Origin of the sequence: Aeromicrobium marinum DSM 15272, assembly GCF_000160775.2 — a bacterium.
In the GTDB taxonomy this organism is placed as follows: domain Bacteria; phylum Actinomycetota; class Actinomycetes; order Propionibacteriales; family Nocardioidaceae; genus Aeromicrobium; species Aeromicrobium marinum.
The window spans coordinates 1,861,876-1,876,669 of the sequence record NZ_CM001024.1 but is presented as its reverse complement, the minus strand read 5'-3'; the positions used below and the strand labels follow the sequence as shown (position 1 = coordinate 1,876,669).

Sequence of the window (14,794 nt, the reverse complement as noted above, 5' to 3'; positions counted from 1 at the left end):
GGTGGTCGGCCCGCCGAGGCGGGTCGGCGGCTCACTAGGATGGCCGCATGCCCGACCCGACGTTCTACGTCACGACGCCGATCTACTACGTCAACGACGCTCCCCACATCGGCCACGGGTACACCACCACCATCGGTGACGTCCTGGCGCGCTGGCACCGTCAGCGCGGCGAGCAGGTCCACTACCTGACCGGGGTGGACGAGCACGGTCAGAAGGTGCTGCGCAAGGCGGCCGCGGCCGGGGTCTCGCCGCAGGACTGGGTCGACCGCCTCGTGGAGACCGAGTGGAAGCCGATGCTCGCCACGATCGACGCCTCCAACGACGACTTCATCCGCACCACCGAACCGCGGCACGCCCGAGGTGTGCAGGCGTTCTGGGAACGGCTGAACGAGGCCGGCGCGGTCTACCGCGGGGAGTTCTCGGGCTGGTACAGCGTGGGCAGCGAGGAGTTCGTCGGCGACGACGACGTGCGCGACGGCGAGGGCGACGACGCGGGACACCGGGTCTCGGTGCTCGACGGCAGCCGGGTGGAGCACGTCACCGAGGCGAACTACTTCTTCCGGCTCAGCGACTTCCAGCAGCGGCTGCTGGACTTCTACGACGCCCATCCCGACTTCGTGCAGCCGGCCTCGGCCCGCAACGAGGTCGTGTCGTTCGTGTCGCGGGGGCTGACCGACCTGTCCATCTCGCGGTCGACGTTCGACTGGGGCATCCCCGTGCCGTGGGACGACGACCACATCTTCTACGTGTGGATCGAGGCGCTGCTCAACTACGTCACGGCCGTCGGCTACGGCCAGGACGAGGCCCGGTTCGACCGGCTCTGGCCGGCCGACCTGCACATCGTGGGCAAGGACATCGTGCGGTTCCACGCGATCATCTGGCCCGCCATGCTGATGGCCGCGGGTCTGCCCGTGCCGCACCGGGTCTTCGCGCACGGCTGGATCCTGGTGGGCGGCCAGAAGATGTCCAAGAGCAAGGCCAACGGCATCCACCCCGACCAGATCGTCCAGACCTTCGGCTCCGACGCGTACCGGTACTACTTCACCCGGGCGCTGACGTTCGGCAACGACGGCTCGATCTCGTGGGAGGACATCGGGGCGCGGTACCACGCGGAGCTGGCGAACGGCTTCGGCAACCTGGCCTCGCGGGTGGCGGCGATGATCGGCAAGTACCACGGGGGCGTCCTGCCGCCGGCCGGTGCGGGCGGCGCGGCGGAGGCCACGATCGTCGACGGGGTGGTAGGCGCGGTGGCCGACGCCGAGGCGGCGATCGACGCGGTGGCACCGCACGACGCGGTCGCGGCGGTCTGGCGGGTCGTCGACGACCTGAACGGCTACGTCACCGACCAGGCACCGTGGACCGTGGCCAAGGCTGCCGCCGACGGCGACGAGGCGGCCGCCGAGCGCCTCGCGACGATCCTCGTGACGCTTGCCGAGGGTCTGCGGGCCCTCGCGGTGCTGCTGCACCCGGTCATGCCGAAGGCGACCGCGGTGCTGTGGGACTCGTTGGGAGCGGGGGACGCGATCGGTCCGCTGGCCGACCAGCGGGTCGCCGACGTCGCCCGCTGGGGCCAGCTGCCGGCCGGCACCCGGGTCGTCAAGAGTGACGCCCTGTTCCCCCGCATCGACCTCGACTGACCCCCTCCGGGGCGGTGGATTCGCGACCGAATGGCCCTGGCGGGTGCCCAGCGGACCGAAACGGCCCGGATACGGTCGCCTCGGCACCGACGAGAACATTCGGTCGCGAATCCACCGCCCCGCGTGGGTAGGCTCCTCGGGTGAGCGTGCACCTTCCGGATGCCTCGTGGCCGCCGGTCCCCGAGCCGTTGCCGCACCCCGTCGTCGACAACCACTGCCACCTGGACCACCGCATCCGCGGCGGACACCGGATCGACGTCGCCGACGCCCTCGACCTGGCCGCCTCGGTCGGCGTCGCCCGGATCGTGCAGGTCGGCTGCGACCTGCCCAGCTCGGCGTGGGCCGTGGCGACCGCCGAGGCGCACCCGGCGGTGGTCGCCGCCGTGGCCCTGCACCCCAACGAGACCCCTGCGCTGTCCGCCGCCGGTCAGCTGGACGACGCGCTGGCCGAGATCGACCGGCTCGCGGCGCACCCGCAGGTCCGCGCCGTGGGGGAGACCGGCCTGGACTACTTCCGCACCGGGGTCGAGGGTCGTGACGCCCAGCACCGCTCGTTCCGCGAGCACATCGCGATCGCCAAACGTCACGACCGCGCCTTGGTGATCCACGACCGCGACGCCCACGACGACGTGCTCGCCGTCCTCGACGACGAGGGCCTGCCCGAGCGGACCGTGCTGCACTGCTTCTCCGGTGACGCGGACTTCGCCCGCGCCTGTGTCGAGCGGGGCGCCTACCTGTCCTTCGCCGGCACCGTGACCTTCAAGAACGCCCCGGATCTGAGGGATGCGCTGAAGGGCACACCACTGGACCGGATCCTGGTCGAGACCGACGCGCCGTTCCTCACCCCGATGCCGCACCGCGGCCGCCCCAACGCGTCCTACCTCGTCCCGATAACCCTGCGATACATGGCCGAAACACGATCGGTCGACCTGGGGGACCTGTGCCGGGCCGTGGAGGAGAACACCGATCGTGCCTTCGGGGGTCCCTGGCCCCGCCACGGGGCGGATGCGGTGTGATTCCGGGCTTTACGGTTGGACGTGACCACGTCCCTCGCTAGGCTGCTGGGGCCGCACGGCGGCCGTCCGAGCGCTTCGCTGCGCGCACCAACAGACGAGGAACACAGTTTGAGTCAGCACCACCACGCCCACCAGGGCACCCCGAAGTCCCTGACCGCGACGATGCGCGCCCGGCTGCGCCGCGCGGTCCGTACCCCCGAGGGCGGGTTCGCCAAGACCCCGTGGGTCATCGCCCTCAACGTCTTCATCCTGACCGTCGTGGCCGGCGGAGCCGCCGCCTACGCGACCTTCTCGCACTCCGTCGAGCTCACGGTCGACGGCGAGACCGAGCAGATCCGCACCTTCGCGACCACGGTCGACGAGGTGCTGGAGTCCCGCGACATCGCCATCCGTGAGGACGACCGGATCAACGTGGCCGTCTCGGCGCCGCTCGACCAGACCGACGAGATCGTCGTCGAGTACGCCAAGCCCGTGACCATCACCGTCGACGGCTCGGCCACCGAGGAGATCGCCTACGAGCCCACGGTGGGCGACCTGCTCGACCGCCACGGCATCGAGCCGGCCGAGGACGACTACGTGTCGGAGGACCACGCCGACGAGATCCCCCGCGAGGGCCTTGACGTCGTCGTCAGCACCACCAAGAACCTGCAGGTCGTCGCCGACGGCGAGACCCGGTCCGTGCAGACGGCCGCCCCGTCGGTCGCGGAGGTCCTGGCCGAGGCGGGGGTGACCCTCGGCGAGTCCGACGAGGTCGATCCCGGCCTCGACACCCTCGTGGCACCGGACGCCGTCCTGACGGTCGTCCGCGTCCAGACCGAGACGCGCACCGAGGAGGTCGACGTCCCCTTCGAGGTGCAGACGATCGAGGACCCCGAGCTGCTGCGCGGCGACACCACCGTCGAGACCCCCGGCACCGTCGGCCGCGCCGTCGAGACCGTCGACGTCGTGATCGCCGACGGCGAGGTGCGGGAGCGCGTCGTGCTCGAGCGCGAGGTGCTCGTGGAGCCCACGCCGCAGGTGGAGCGGGTCGGTACCCGTGCCCCGGCCGCGGCCAACTTCGCGACCGGCGACTCCGTGTGGGACCGCCTCGCGCAGTGCGAGTCCGGCGGCAACTGGGCCACCAACACCGGCAACGGCTACTACGGCGGCGTCCAGTTCAGCCTGCCGACGTGGCGTTCGATGGGTGGCTCCGGCCTGCCCAGCGAGGCCAGCCGTGAGGAGCAGATCCAGCGCGCCAGCGCCCTGCAGGCGCGCTCGGGCTGGGGCCAGTGGCCCTCCTGCGCCCGGAAGCTGGGCCTGCTCTGACCGACGCACCCGTGCGCCTGCTCGGCGCCACCGACATCCGTCGCCTCGCCGAGCAGGTCGGGGTGCGGCCCACCAAGCAACGGGGCCAGAACTTCGTCATCGACGCCAACACGGTGCGCCGCATCGTGCGGGTGTCGGGGGTCGGACCGACCGACGTGGTCGTCGAGATCGGCCCCGGGCTGGGCTCGCTGACGCTGGCGCTCCTGGAGGTCGCGCGGCGGGTGGTCGCGGTCGAGATCGACCCGGCCCTCGCCGGCGGCCTGCCCGCCACCCTGGCCGACCGGGCCCCCGGTCGCGACGTCGAGGTCGTGCTCGCTGACGCGATGCGCGTCACCGAGCTGCCGGGACCCGCGCCGACGGCCCTCGTGGCGAACCTGCCGTACAACGTCTCCGTGCCGGTCCTGCTGACCTGGTTCGAGGCGTTCCCGTCGATCACCTCCGGGCTGGTGATGGTGCAGGCCGAGGTGGCGCACCGCCTGGCGGCCGCCCCGGGGTCGAAGATCTACGGCGTCCCCAGCGTCAAGGCCGCCTGGTACGCCCAGGTCGAGCTGGCCGGCACCGTGGGTCGCCAGGTGTTCTGGCCGGCGCCCAACGTCGACTCCGCCCTCGTCGCGTGGCGTCGGCGGCCACCCGGCACCGAGCTGGGGGACGAGCGGCTGCGACGCACGACCTTCGCGGTGGTCGACGCGGCCTTCGCCCAGCGCCGCAAGACGCTGCGCGCCGCGCTCGCCGGCCTGGCGGGATCGCCCGACGTCGCCGAGGCGGCCCTCCTGGCGGCCGGCATCGACCCGCGCACCCGAGGCGAGCAGCTCGACGTCCACGACTACGTGCGGCTCGCCGCGCATCTGCCCGGATCCGCCCGGGGTGGGGACGTCGGCCCTCCGTCCCACTAGGGTGGCTGACGATGTCGATCCCCACCGGTGCGCGACCTCTTCGCGGCGGCCGTCACGCCCGTGACCAGAGCGCCGTCGACGACGAGGCGACGGCCGGCGGCTTCGACCGACGGGTGTGGCGCGTCGTCGGCGACCCGCTCGTGCCTCCGACCGCCCGGGGACCGTTGGACGGCATGGCACTGGCCGTGAGCGACATGGTCGCCGTGGCGGGACAGCGTCGCGGACTCGGGCATCCGGTGCGGGTGGCCACCTCGGCTCCCGAGACCGACCACGCGCCCGTGGTGGCGTCGCTGCTGGCGGCCGGCGCCTCGGTGCGAGGCATCGCGCAGATCGACGAGCTCGGCAACGCGTTGACCGGGACCAACCCGCACGTGGGGGCCACGACCAACCCCCGGGCCCCCGACCGGCTCGCCGGTGGTGCCAACTGCGGCGCCGCGGCCGCTGTCGCCCTGGGTCACGCCCAGGTCGGGCTGGGCACCGACACGGTCGGGTGCCTCCGGGTCCCGGCCGCCTACCAGGGGTTGTGGTCCATGCGACCGACCCAGGGAGTGGTGGACGCGTCCGGTGCCACGAACCTCTCGCCCAGCTTCGACACCGTCGGGTGGGTGACGGCCGGGGTGGAGTCGCTGGCGCGCGTCGGGGCGACCCTCCTGCCGGCGGACGTCGCGACGGTGTCGGGTCTGGTGGTCGACCCGGCGATCCTCGCGGCCGCCGACGACCAGGTGCGAGAGGTGCTCGACCCCGCGATGGTCGGACTCGAGCACTGGGACTCCGGGTTGCTGGCGACCGACGCGGCGCTCCACGCCTTCCAGACCGTGGTGGCCGCCGAGGCGTGGCAGGTGCACGGCCGGTGGGTCGAGGAGCACGCCGACGCGATCGGTGCCGACGTCGGTGCCCGGTTCCGTCACGCGGCCTCGGTCGACCCCGTGTGGACGAGACGCTCGACCGAGCAGGTCGCGGAGTGGCGTCACCTCATCCGCACGGCCCTGGCCGAGCAGGTGCTGGTCGTCCCCACGGCTCCGACGGTCGCGCCCCTCGTGCGGGACGCCGACCACCTCCCGGCGCTGCGTCGCGCCACGATCCGCCTGACGTGCCTGGCCGGGCTCGGCGGACTGCCGACGGTCTCGGTCCCGTTGTCCACGACCGCCGGGGTCCCGGTCGGGCTGAGCCTGGTCGGCCCGGCGGGCAGCGACCTGGCCCTGCTCGACCTCGCCGCGGCCCTCGCCTGAGCAGGTCCTGGTTCGTGGCGTCCCCTAGGTTGGTCGAGTGACGTCGACCGTGCGGGTACCCGCCAAGATCAACCTGTCCCTGGCCGTCGGCCCGGCGCGGGACGACGGCTACCACTCGTTGGCCACGGTGTACCAGGCCGTCGACCTGCACGACGAGGTCCGGGCGACCTCGCGTGACGACGGTCGGATCACGGTCACCGTGCACAGCGAGGCGCCGTCGACCGGCGAGAGCGACGAGGTCCCGGTCGACGACCGCAACCTCGCGGTCCGCGCGGCCGACCTCCTGCGCGAGACGATGGGGGTCGAGGAGGGCGTCGACCTCGCCATCCGCAAGGCGATCCCGGTCGCCGGCGGCATGGCCGGAGGATCGGCTGACGCAGCGGCCGCCCTGGTGGCCTGCAACGCCGAGTGGGGCCTCGGGATGTCCCGCGACGAGCTGCAGGAGCTGGCGACCCGGCTCGGCAGCGACGTGCCGTTCCTGCTGCACGGGGGCAACGCGGTGGGCGGGGGCCGTGGTGAGCTGGTCAGTCCGGTGCTCGCCCGCTCCCGCGGCTCGTACCACTGGGTCGTCGCGATCGCCGCCGTCGGACTCTCCACGCCCGCCGTCTTCGGCGAGTTCGACCGGCTCCAGGACGGGGCGGACGTCGAGGAGCCGCGCGTTCCAGACGACCTCCTGAGCGCCCTGCGGGCCGGCGATCCGGCCGAGCTGGGCGCCGCCCTGTCCAACGACCTCCAGGCGGCAGCCCTGTCCCTGAGGCCCGAGCTGCAGGCGACGCTCGACCTCGGCAGGGACGCCGGGGCCCTCGGGGCGATCGTGTCCGGCTCGGGACCGACGACGGTCTTCCTCGCCGGCAGCGAGGCCGAGGGTCTCGACATCGCCTTCGCCCTCGCGGCCGCCCAGGTGTGCGCCGACGTCGTGCAGGCACGCGGACCGGTCGCCGGCGCCCGCCTGATCACGTGACGCCGCTCCTGGGCGGCGAGGCGCTGAGCCTGGCCTACCCGATGCGCACGATTCTCGACGGCGTCAGCATCGGGGTGGGCGAGGGCGACCGGATCGGCGTGGTCGGCCGCAACGGTGACGGCAAGACGACCCTGATGCGGGTACTGGCCCGCCGCACCACGCCCGACGACGGTCGGGTGACGTGGCGCCGGGACCTGCGGATCGGTTTCCTCGACCAGGGTGACCTGCTGGCGCCCGAGGCCGTGGTCCAGGACCTGGTCGTGGGGGACCGGGTCGAGCACGAGTGGGCCGGCGACCCGCGCATCCGCGACGTCATGGCGGGGCTGCTGGGCGACGTCGACACGTCGGCGACGGTCAGCACCCTCAGTGGTGGGCAGCGGCGGCGGGTCGCGCTGGCCGCGCAGCTGGTCGAGGACGTCGACGTCCTGTTCCTCGACGAACCGACCAACCACCTGGACCTGGAGGGGGTCGTGTGGCTGGCTGACCACCTCAAGCGTCGCTGGCCCCGCGGCACCGGTGCCCTGGTGGTCGTCACCCACGACCGGTGGTTCCTCGACGAGGTCTGCGGCACGACCTGGGAGGTGCACGACGGGATCGTGGAGCCGTTCGACGGCGGGTACGCGGCCTACGTGCTCCAGCGGGTCGAGCGCGACCGGCAGTCGGCGGCATCGGAGGCCCGACGTCAGAACGTGCTGCGCAAGGAGCTGGCGTGGCTGCGGCGCGGCGCGCCGGCCCGGACCACCAAACCCAAGTTCCGCATCGACGCCGCCAACGAGCTGATCGCCCGTGAACCGCCCGTGCGCGACGCGGTGCAGCTGATGCAGCTCGCGACGGCCCGCCTGGGCAAGGACGTCGTCGACCTGCTCGACGTGTCGGTCCGGTACGGCGACCGCACCGTGCTCGACCGCGTCGAGTGGCGGATCGCCCCGGGGGAGCGGGCCGGCATCCTCGGCGTCAACGGTGCGGGCAAGAGCACGCTGCTCGGCCTGGTCACCGGCGACGTCGAGGCGTCGTCGGGGCGGGTCAAGCGGGGCAAGACCGTCCGGGTCGCGGCGCTGAGCCAGTCCTTGGCCGAGCTGGACCCCTTCGCCGACGAGCGGGTCCGCGACGTCGTGGCGCGTCAGCGGGCGTCGTACGTCTCCGCGGGCAAGGAGCTCACCCCCAGCCAGCTCCTCGAACGACTGGGCTTCGGCACCGGAGAGCTCTCGACGCCGGTGCGCGACCTGTCGGGCGGACAACGTCGGCGGCTGCAGCTCCTGATGATCCTGCTGGACGAACCGAACGTGCTGATCCTGGACGAACCGACCAACGACATGGACACCGACATGCTGGTCGCCATCGAGGACCTGCTCGACTCGTGGCCGGGCACCCTGCTCGTCGTCTCGCACGACCGGTACCTGCTGGAACGCGTGACCGACCAGCAGTACGCCGTGCTCGACGGCCGGTTGCGGCACCTGCCCGGCGGAGTCGACGAGTACCTCCGGCTCCGCGAGACCCCTCCCGCTCCCGCTGGGCGTGACGTTCCGGCCCCGAAACCGGCTGATCCGGGGCCGAAACGTCACGCCCAGCGGGGAGGTGGGCCTGCGGGCAGCGGTCAGGAGCGGCAGGCGCGCAAGGACGCGGTGCGCCTGGAACGGCAGATCGGCAAGCTCACGGCTCGCGAGGCCGAGCTGGAGCGGCTGATGGTCGAGCACGCCACCGACGCCGCCCGGCTCGCCGACCTGGCGGCCGAGCACGAGCGGGTGGCTGCCGAGCGCGAACGAACCGAGCACGAGTGGCTCGAGGTGCTGGAGGTCCTGGGCTAGACGCCGCTCAGGACTCGAAGGGCACGGTGAGCGAGCGGAGCGCCGTGGCGAGGTGCTCGACGTCCCCTGCGCCGAGCGCCGACAACAGCTCGCGTTCGTGCCGCATCAGCTCGGCCAGGGCGGCATCGACCGCACCCCGCCCGTCGGCGGTGAGGCGGACCATCACGCCGCGCCGGTCGTCGGGGTCGGGCCGTCGCTCCACGAGTCCCCGCTGCACCAGCCGGTCGACCCGGTTGGTCATCGTGCCGCTGGTCACCAGGGTCTCGGCGAGCAGCTGGCCCGGCGACAGCTGGTACGGCTCGCCGGAGCGACGCAGGGCCGACAGGACGTCGAACTCCCACCCGACCAGGCCATGGGCGGAGAACGCCTGCTGCCGGGCCCGGTCGAGGTGGACGGCGAGGCGCGAGATGCGGCTGAGCACCGCCATCGGCGACACGTCGACGTCCGGGCGTTCGCGCTGCCAGGCCGCGATGAGGCGGTCGACCTCGTCGTGTCCCACCGGCGTCGCAGCGTTCATGGGTGCCATCGTAGGCGGGGGGCCGAGAATGCCTGCTCGTCGCGGGACGCGGCCGTAGCCTTCCCCCATGGACCTGCACGAGCTGGTGGCCGCCGGCCCCACCACCCAGACCGCCCGTCTCCGCGCCGGGGACGTGTCGGCCACCGAGCTGGCACGAGCCACCGTCGAACGCATCGACGCCGAGTCGTCGCGACTCAACGCCGTCGTCGAGCTGCTGGGCGAGGAGGCCACCGCGATGGCGGCCGCGGCGGATCGGCGCCGGTCGGCCGGCGAGGACGGCCCGCTGCTGGGCGTGCCGATCGCGGTGAAGAACGACCTCGACGTGGCGGGGCACGTGACCGGGCTCGGCAGCCGAGCCATGAACCGCAAGGCGACGACGGACGCGGACCTGGTGGCACGACTGCGCGAGCTCGGAGCCGTCGTGGTGGCGTCCACCGCGCTGCCCGAGCTGGCGGTCTACGGGTTCACCGAGTCGGCCGCGACCGGGGTGACGCGCAACCCGCACGACACCGGCCACACGCCGGGTGGTTCCTCGGGCGGGTCCGCCGCGCTCGTGGCCGCGGGCGCGGTGGGACTCGCCACGGCTTCGGACGGCGCCGGGTCCATCCGCATCCCGGCCGCCTGCTGCGGTCTGGTGGGGTTCAAGCCGACCCACGGCACGGTCCCGAGCTCCGGGGGGTGGATCGGCCTGTCGACGCAGGGCGGCCTGACCCGCACGGTCGCCGACAGTGCCCTGTACCTCGACGCCGTCGGCACGTTCGCGACCTCGTTGACGTCGGCCGCTGCAGGAGGCGGGCCCGAGCCGCTGCGGATCGGTCTCAGCACCAGTGCCTCCGCGGCGACCCGTGCCGAACCCCTCGACCCCGAGGTGACCGGGGCGATGCGGCGGGCGGCCGACGCGCTCGCCGCGGCCGGTCACGACGTCCGCGAGGTCGAGATCCCGTACGGGCTGGACGCCAAGGCCCTGACGGTCCGGTACCTCGCCGGCATCCGGGAGGTGGCCGGGACGGTCGACGACCCGGCGCTGCTCGAACGTCGCACCAGGTCGATCGCCCGGCTGGGTCGTCCGTTCGGGCGCGGCGCGATCGACGCGGCATGCCGGGCCGGCCACCGCTGGGGTGCCACGGTGCACGACACGGCCGGCGTGGACGTCTTCCTCACGCCCGTGATGAGCGGTCCGGCCCTGCCGGTCGGTCACTTCGACGGCAGAGGCGCCCTCCGCACCGTGCTGTCGATGAACGCCTTCTACCCGTACACCGCGCAGTGGAACCACGCGGGCACGCCCGCGGTCTCGCTGCCGGCCGGGACGAGTCGGTCGGGCCTGCCGCTGGCCGTGCAGCTGATCGCCCGGCGTGGCGACGACGCCGACCTGATGGCGCTGGCGGCCCAGCTGGAGGCGGGGCTCGGCACCGACGGCTGAGCGTCGGTCCGTCCGTGCCCGCCGGCCGAGCCGCGGGCGGTAGCCTGATCCCGATCCCCGGTTGGTCTGCCGGCAGGGCCCGCCTGACTTTGAATCAGGACAAGCGACGCAGGTTCGACTCCTGCCCGGGGAGCTACGGGGCCCCGTCCGTCGACCAAGGAGAACCGTGAGCGACCAGGTCACCGCCATCGTCCTCGCTGCCGGCGCGGGCACCCGGATGCGTTCGCGCACCGCGAAGGTGCTGCACCCCATCGGCGGACGCAGCATGATCGCGCACGCCCTGCTGGCGGTGCAGCAGACCGGTGCCGGCACGGTCGTCGCCGTCGTCGGGCACCAGCGCGACCAGGTGTCGGCCGAGATCAGCGCGATCGACCCGTCGGTGGTCCACGCCGTGCAGGAGGAGCAGCGGGGCACCGGCCACGCCGTCCAGGTCGCGCTCGACGCCCTCGGTGCGGTGCCGACCGGAACGGTCCTCATCACCTACGGGGACGTGCCGCTGCTGACCGGCGACACGCTCAGCACGCTCCTGCGCGAGCACCGCGACGCCGGTCGAGCCGTGTCGGTCCTGACCTACCGGCCGCTCGACCCGGCCGGCTACGGCCGGATCGTCAGGGCCGAGGACGGGTCGGTGCTGGCGATCCGCGAGCACCGCGATGCCAGCGCCGACGAGCTCGCCATCACCGAGGTCAACAGCGGGATCCTCGCCGTCGACGCGGGGTTCCTCGACCGCGCCGTGCGTTCCCTGGACGCCGGCAACACCCAGGGGGAGTACTACCTGACCGACATCGTCGGCCGCGCGGTGCAGGACGGGCTCCCGGTCGGCGCCCACGTGCTCGAGGACCTCTGGCAGACCGAGGGGGTCAACGACCGCCACCAGCTCGCGCGGCTGGGACGCGCCCTCAACGACCGCCTCACGCGGCACTGGATGGACGAGGGGGTGACCATCGTCGACCCGGCGACCACCTGGATCGACTCGGCCGTGCAGCTGGGTCAGGACGTCACCCTGCTGCCCGGGACCCAGCTGCTCGGCGCCACGGTGGTGGCGGACGGCGCCACGATCGGACCCGACACGACCCTGCGCGACGTCGAGGTGGGCCCCGACGCCGAGGTCGTCCGCACCCACGGGTCGAACGCCGTGATCGGCGCCGGGACCACCGTCGGACCGTTCGCCTACCTCCGTCCGGGCACGGTGACCGGTACCGGGGCCAAGATCGGCACGTTCGTCGAGACCAAGAACACCCGCCTCGGCGACGGCGCCAAGGCGCCGCACCTGTCGTACCTCGGTGACGCCGACATCGGCGAGGGGACCAACATCGGGGCGGGCACGATCACGGCCAACTACGACGGGGTCGCCAAGCACCGCACCAGCATCGGCCGGCACGCCCGCACCGGCTCCGACAACGTGTTCGTCGCGCCCGTCTCGATCGGTGACGGCGCCTACACGGCAGCCGGTACCACGGTGCGCGACGACGTCCCGCCGGGGGCGCTGGCCGTCGGAGGGGACCGGCAGAGGACCATGGAGGGGTGGGTCGAGGCCAGGCGGCCCGGCTCCGCATCCGCCGAGGCAGCACGTCGAGCACAGGAGTCCACCGGTGAGTAGGCCGTCGTCCAGCAACCGCACCCCCACCAAGAACCTGATGCTGTTCTCGGGGCGCGCGCACCCGGTCCTGGCCCAGGAGGTGGCCGAGCTGCTCGAGGTCGACCTCGTGCCCACCACGGCCTACGACTTCGCCAACGGCGAGATCTACGTGCGGTTCGACGAGTCGGTGCGCGGCTGCGACGCCTTCGTCATCCAGAGCCATGCCGCGCCGATCAACGACGCGATCATGGAGCAGCTCATCATGATCGACGCGCTGAAGCGCGCCTCGGCCAAGCGGATCACCGTCGTGCTGCCGTTCTACGGCTACGCCCGTCAGGACAAGAAGCACCTCGGGCGTGAGCCCATCTCGGCCCGGCTGATGGCCGACCTGTTCCTGTCCGCCGGGGCCGACCGGCTGATGACCGTCGACCTGCACACCGCCCAGATCCAGGGATTCTTCGACGGCCCCGTCGACCACCTGCTGGCGATGCCCATCCTCACGCGCCACGTGCGCAGCACCTACGGGGACCGGCCGCTCGCCGTCGTCTCGCCGGACGCGGGCCGCATCAAGGTCGCCGAGTCGTGGGCCAACGCCCTCGGCGGCGCGCCGTTGGCGTTCATCCACAAGACCCGCGACGTCAACCGGCCGAACGAGAGCAAGGCCAACCGGGTCGTGGGCGAGGTCAAGGACCGCACCTGCATCCTGGTCGACGACCTCATCGACACCGGCGGCACCATCGTGCAGGCCGCCGAGGCCCTGATGGCCGAGGGGGCGGCCGAGGTGGTCGTGGCGGCCACCCATGCGGTGTTCTCGGGCCCGGCGGTCGACCGGCTGAAGAACTCCGTCGCCACCGAGGTGATCATCACGAACACCCTGCCGTTGGCCGACGCCCAGCACTTCGACAACCTGACCGTCCTGTCGATCGCCCCGCTCTTCGCCCAGGCGATCGCGGCGGTGTTCGAGGACGGCTCGGTCACGAGCCTGTTCAAGGACTGACGCCGCCTCCGACCGATTTCTGTCGGCCGGACCTCCTGCGGTAGAGTCGCCGGGTTGCCTGGCGAGGGTGAGCGATCACCGTCATCGACAGGGTGCTCCACCGACGGGCCCCTGCGTGTCGTGTGTCGAGCACCGCCCGGGCTGTCCCACAGTCCTGCACACCGAACCACCGTTCGCACCATGCCGAGGAGAGCCCCCGTGGCCGAGATCAAGATCGCCGCCCAGACCCGCACCGAGTTCGGCAAGGGGGCCGCCCGCCGCATCCGTCGCGCCGACCAGGTGCCCGCCGTGCTGTACGGCCACGGCTCCGACCCCGTGCACGTGACCCTGCCGGGCCACGACCTGATGCTCGCGCTGAAGAACTCCAACGCGCTGCTGAGCATCGACCTCGACTCCGGCTCGCACCTGGTGATCCCCAAGCAGGTCCAGCGTGACCCGCTGAAGGGCTTCATCGAGCACGCCGACCTGCTGATCGTCAAGAAGGGCGAGAAGGTCACCGTCGACATCCCGCTGACCCTCGTCGGTCAGGCCGGCCCCGACACCCTGGTCGTCACGGAGAACTCCACCGTGTCGATCGAGGCCGAGGCCACGCACATCCCGAACGAGATCGAGGTCTCGATCGAGGGTCTGGCCGCCGGGGAGCAGATCCTGGCCAAGGACCTGGTGCTGCCGAAGGGCTCGACCATCGCCGGCGACGAGGACCAGCTGATGATCAACATCGTCAACGCTCCGTCCACCGCCGAGGTCGAGGCCGAGCTGGCCGAGGCCGAGGCCGAGGTCGGCATCGAGCACGACGCTCCCGAGTCCGAGGCCGGCGACTCCTCCGACGCCGCTGGCGACGAGGACGGGTCGGCCGAGTCGGAGTGACCTGGCTGATCGCCGGGCTCGGCAACCCGGGCCCGGCGTACGCCGCCACCCGGCACAACGTCGGGTACCTCGTCACCGACGTTCTCGCCGAGCGGGTCGGCGGCCGGTGGAAGTCGCACCGGGCCAGCCGCGCCGAGGTGGTCGAGGGCCGGCTCGCCGGGGAGCGGGTCGTCCTGGGCCGCAGCCGTTCCTACATGAACGAGAGCGGTGGACCGGTCAAGGCCATGGCGACGTTCTTCGACGTCGAGCCGGAGCACCTCGTGGTGGTGCACGACGAGCTCGACATCGACTTCGGGCAGCTGCGTCTGAAGCTCGGCGGTGGCGACAACGGTCACAACGGGCTGAAGTCGATCCGCGGATCGCTCGGCACCGGTGACTTCCACCGGGTCAGGGTCGGCATCGGCCGGCCCCCCGGTCAGCAGACCGTCCATGACTACGTGCTCAAGCCCTGGTCGGCCGCCGAGCGCAAGGAGCTCGACCTGAACGTGGTCGAGGCCGCCGACGCCGTCGAGTCCCTGCTGACCCGTGGCCTCGAGGCCACGCAGAGCGCCTTCAACCGCTAGGCCGA

The 14,794-nt window shown here is 72.6% G+C and carries 13 protein-coding genes and 1 tRNA gene; 13 read left to right on the top strand and 1 reads right to left on the bottom strand.

Annotation, left to right across the window (positions count from 1 at the left end; translation table 11 throughout):
* Positions 1-47 precede the first annotated feature (47 nt).
* The 7 genes from metG (at position 48) to HMPREF0063_RS09510 (ending at position 8,846) form a co-directional block, all read left to right on the top strand.
* Positions 48-1,637 carry a methionine--tRNA ligase gene (gene metG, locus HMPREF0063_RS09540; RefSeq protein ID WP_007078454.1) on the top strand — a complete coding sequence of 530 codons (1,590 nt, stop codon included), beginning with the start codon at positions 48-50 and terminating at the stop codon, positions 1,635-1,637.
* Positions 1,638-1,777: 140 nt separating this feature from the next.
* Positions 1,778-2,653: a TatD family hydrolase gene (locus tag HMPREF0063_RS09535; RefSeq protein ID WP_007078453.1), complete on the top strand. Its 876-nt coding sequence runs from the start codon at positions 1,778-1,780 to the stop codon at positions 2,651-2,653.
* Positions 2,654-2,761: 108 nt separating this feature from the next.
* Entirely contained in the window at positions 2,762-3,958 is a 1,197-nt protein-coding gene (locus HMPREF0063_RS09530; RefSeq protein ID WP_007078452.1) for a resuscitation-promoting factor, read from the top strand.
* 11 nt (positions 3,959-3,969) lie between these two features.
* Entirely contained in the window at positions 3,970-4,851 is an 882-nt protein-coding gene (rsmA, locus tag HMPREF0063_RS09525; RefSeq protein WP_245527701.1) for a 16S rRNA (adenine(1518)-N(6)/adenine(1519)-N(6))-dimethyltransferase RsmA, read from the top strand.
* A gap of 11 nt (positions 4,852-4,862) precedes the next feature.
* Positions 4,863-6,080: an amidase family protein gene (locus HMPREF0063_RS09520; protein WP_007078450.1), complete on the top strand. Its 1,218-nt coding sequence runs from the start codon at positions 4,863-4,865 to the stop codon at positions 6,078-6,080.
* 37 nt (positions 6,081-6,117) lie between these two features.
* Positions 6,118-7,041: a 4-(cytidine 5'-diphospho)-2-C-methyl-D-erythritol kinase gene (locus HMPREF0063_RS09515; protein ID WP_007078449.1), complete on the top strand. Its 924-nt coding sequence runs from the start codon at positions 6,118-6,120 to the stop codon at positions 7,039-7,041.
* On the top strand, positions 7,038-8,846 hold the full coding sequence (locus HMPREF0063_RS09510) for an ABC-F family ATP-binding cassette domain-containing protein (RefSeq protein WP_007078448.1): 1,809 nt from the start codon (positions 7,038-7,040) through the stop codon (positions 8,844-8,846). Before HMPREF0063_RS09515 ends, HMPREF0063_RS09510 begins: the two co-directional genes overlap by 4 nt.
* Before the next feature lie 7 nt (positions 8,847-8,853).
* On the opposite strand, the gene HMPREF0063_RS09505 is transcribed toward HMPREF0063_RS09510, so the two are convergent.
* Positions 8,854-9,363 (bottom strand): MarR family winged helix-turn-helix transcriptional regulator, encoded by a 510-nt coding sequence (locus tag HMPREF0063_RS09505; protein WP_007078447.1) that lies wholly within the window; start codon positions 9,361-9,363, stop codon positions 8,854-8,856.
* Between the two features lie 67 nt (positions 9,364-9,430).
* Here HMPREF0063_RS09505 and HMPREF0063_RS09500 point away from each other — a divergent pair, with 67 nt between their 5' ends.
* The 6 genes from HMPREF0063_RS09500 (at position 9,431) to pth (ending at position 14,789) form a co-directional block, all read left to right on the top strand.
* Positions 9,431-10,783: an amidase family protein gene (locus HMPREF0063_RS09500; protein ID WP_007078446.1), complete on the top strand. Its 1,353-nt coding sequence runs from the start codon at positions 9,431-9,433 to the stop codon at positions 10,781-10,783.
* 54 nt (positions 10,784-10,837) lie between these two features.
* A tRNA-Gln gene (locus HMPREF0063_RS09495) sits at positions 10,838-10,916 on the top strand.
* 33 nt (positions 10,917-10,949) lie between these two features.
* Complete coding sequence (glmU, locus tag HMPREF0063_RS09490) at positions 10,950-12,383, top strand: bifunctional UDP-N-acetylglucosamine diphosphorylase/glucosamine-1-phosphate N-acetyltransferase GlmU (RefSeq protein ID WP_007078445.1); 1,434 nt, start codon at positions 10,950-10,952, stop codon at positions 12,381-12,383.
* Between the two features lie 37 nt (positions 12,384-12,420).
* On the top strand, positions 12,421-13,359 hold the full coding sequence (locus HMPREF0063_RS09485) for a ribose-phosphate diphosphokinase (RefSeq protein WP_050761019.1): 939 nt from the start codon (positions 12,421-12,423) through the stop codon (positions 13,357-13,359).
* A 198-nt stretch (positions 13,360-13,557) separates the two neighbouring features.
* Positions 13,558-14,226, top strand: coding sequence for a 50S ribosomal protein L25/general stress protein Ctc (locus tag HMPREF0063_RS09480; protein ID WP_156794083.1), 669 nt, complete (start codon positions 13,558-13,560; stop codon positions 14,224-14,226).
* The gene (gene pth, locus HMPREF0063_RS09475; RefSeq protein WP_007078441.1) at positions 14,223-14,789 is read left to right on the top strand and encodes an aminoacyl-tRNA hydrolase; all 567 of its coding nucleotides are present in this window, start codon (positions 14,223-14,225) and stop codon (positions 14,787-14,789) included. Before HMPREF0063_RS09480 ends, pth begins: the two co-directional genes overlap by 4 nt.
* Positions 14,790-14,794: the final 5 nt, after the last annotated feature.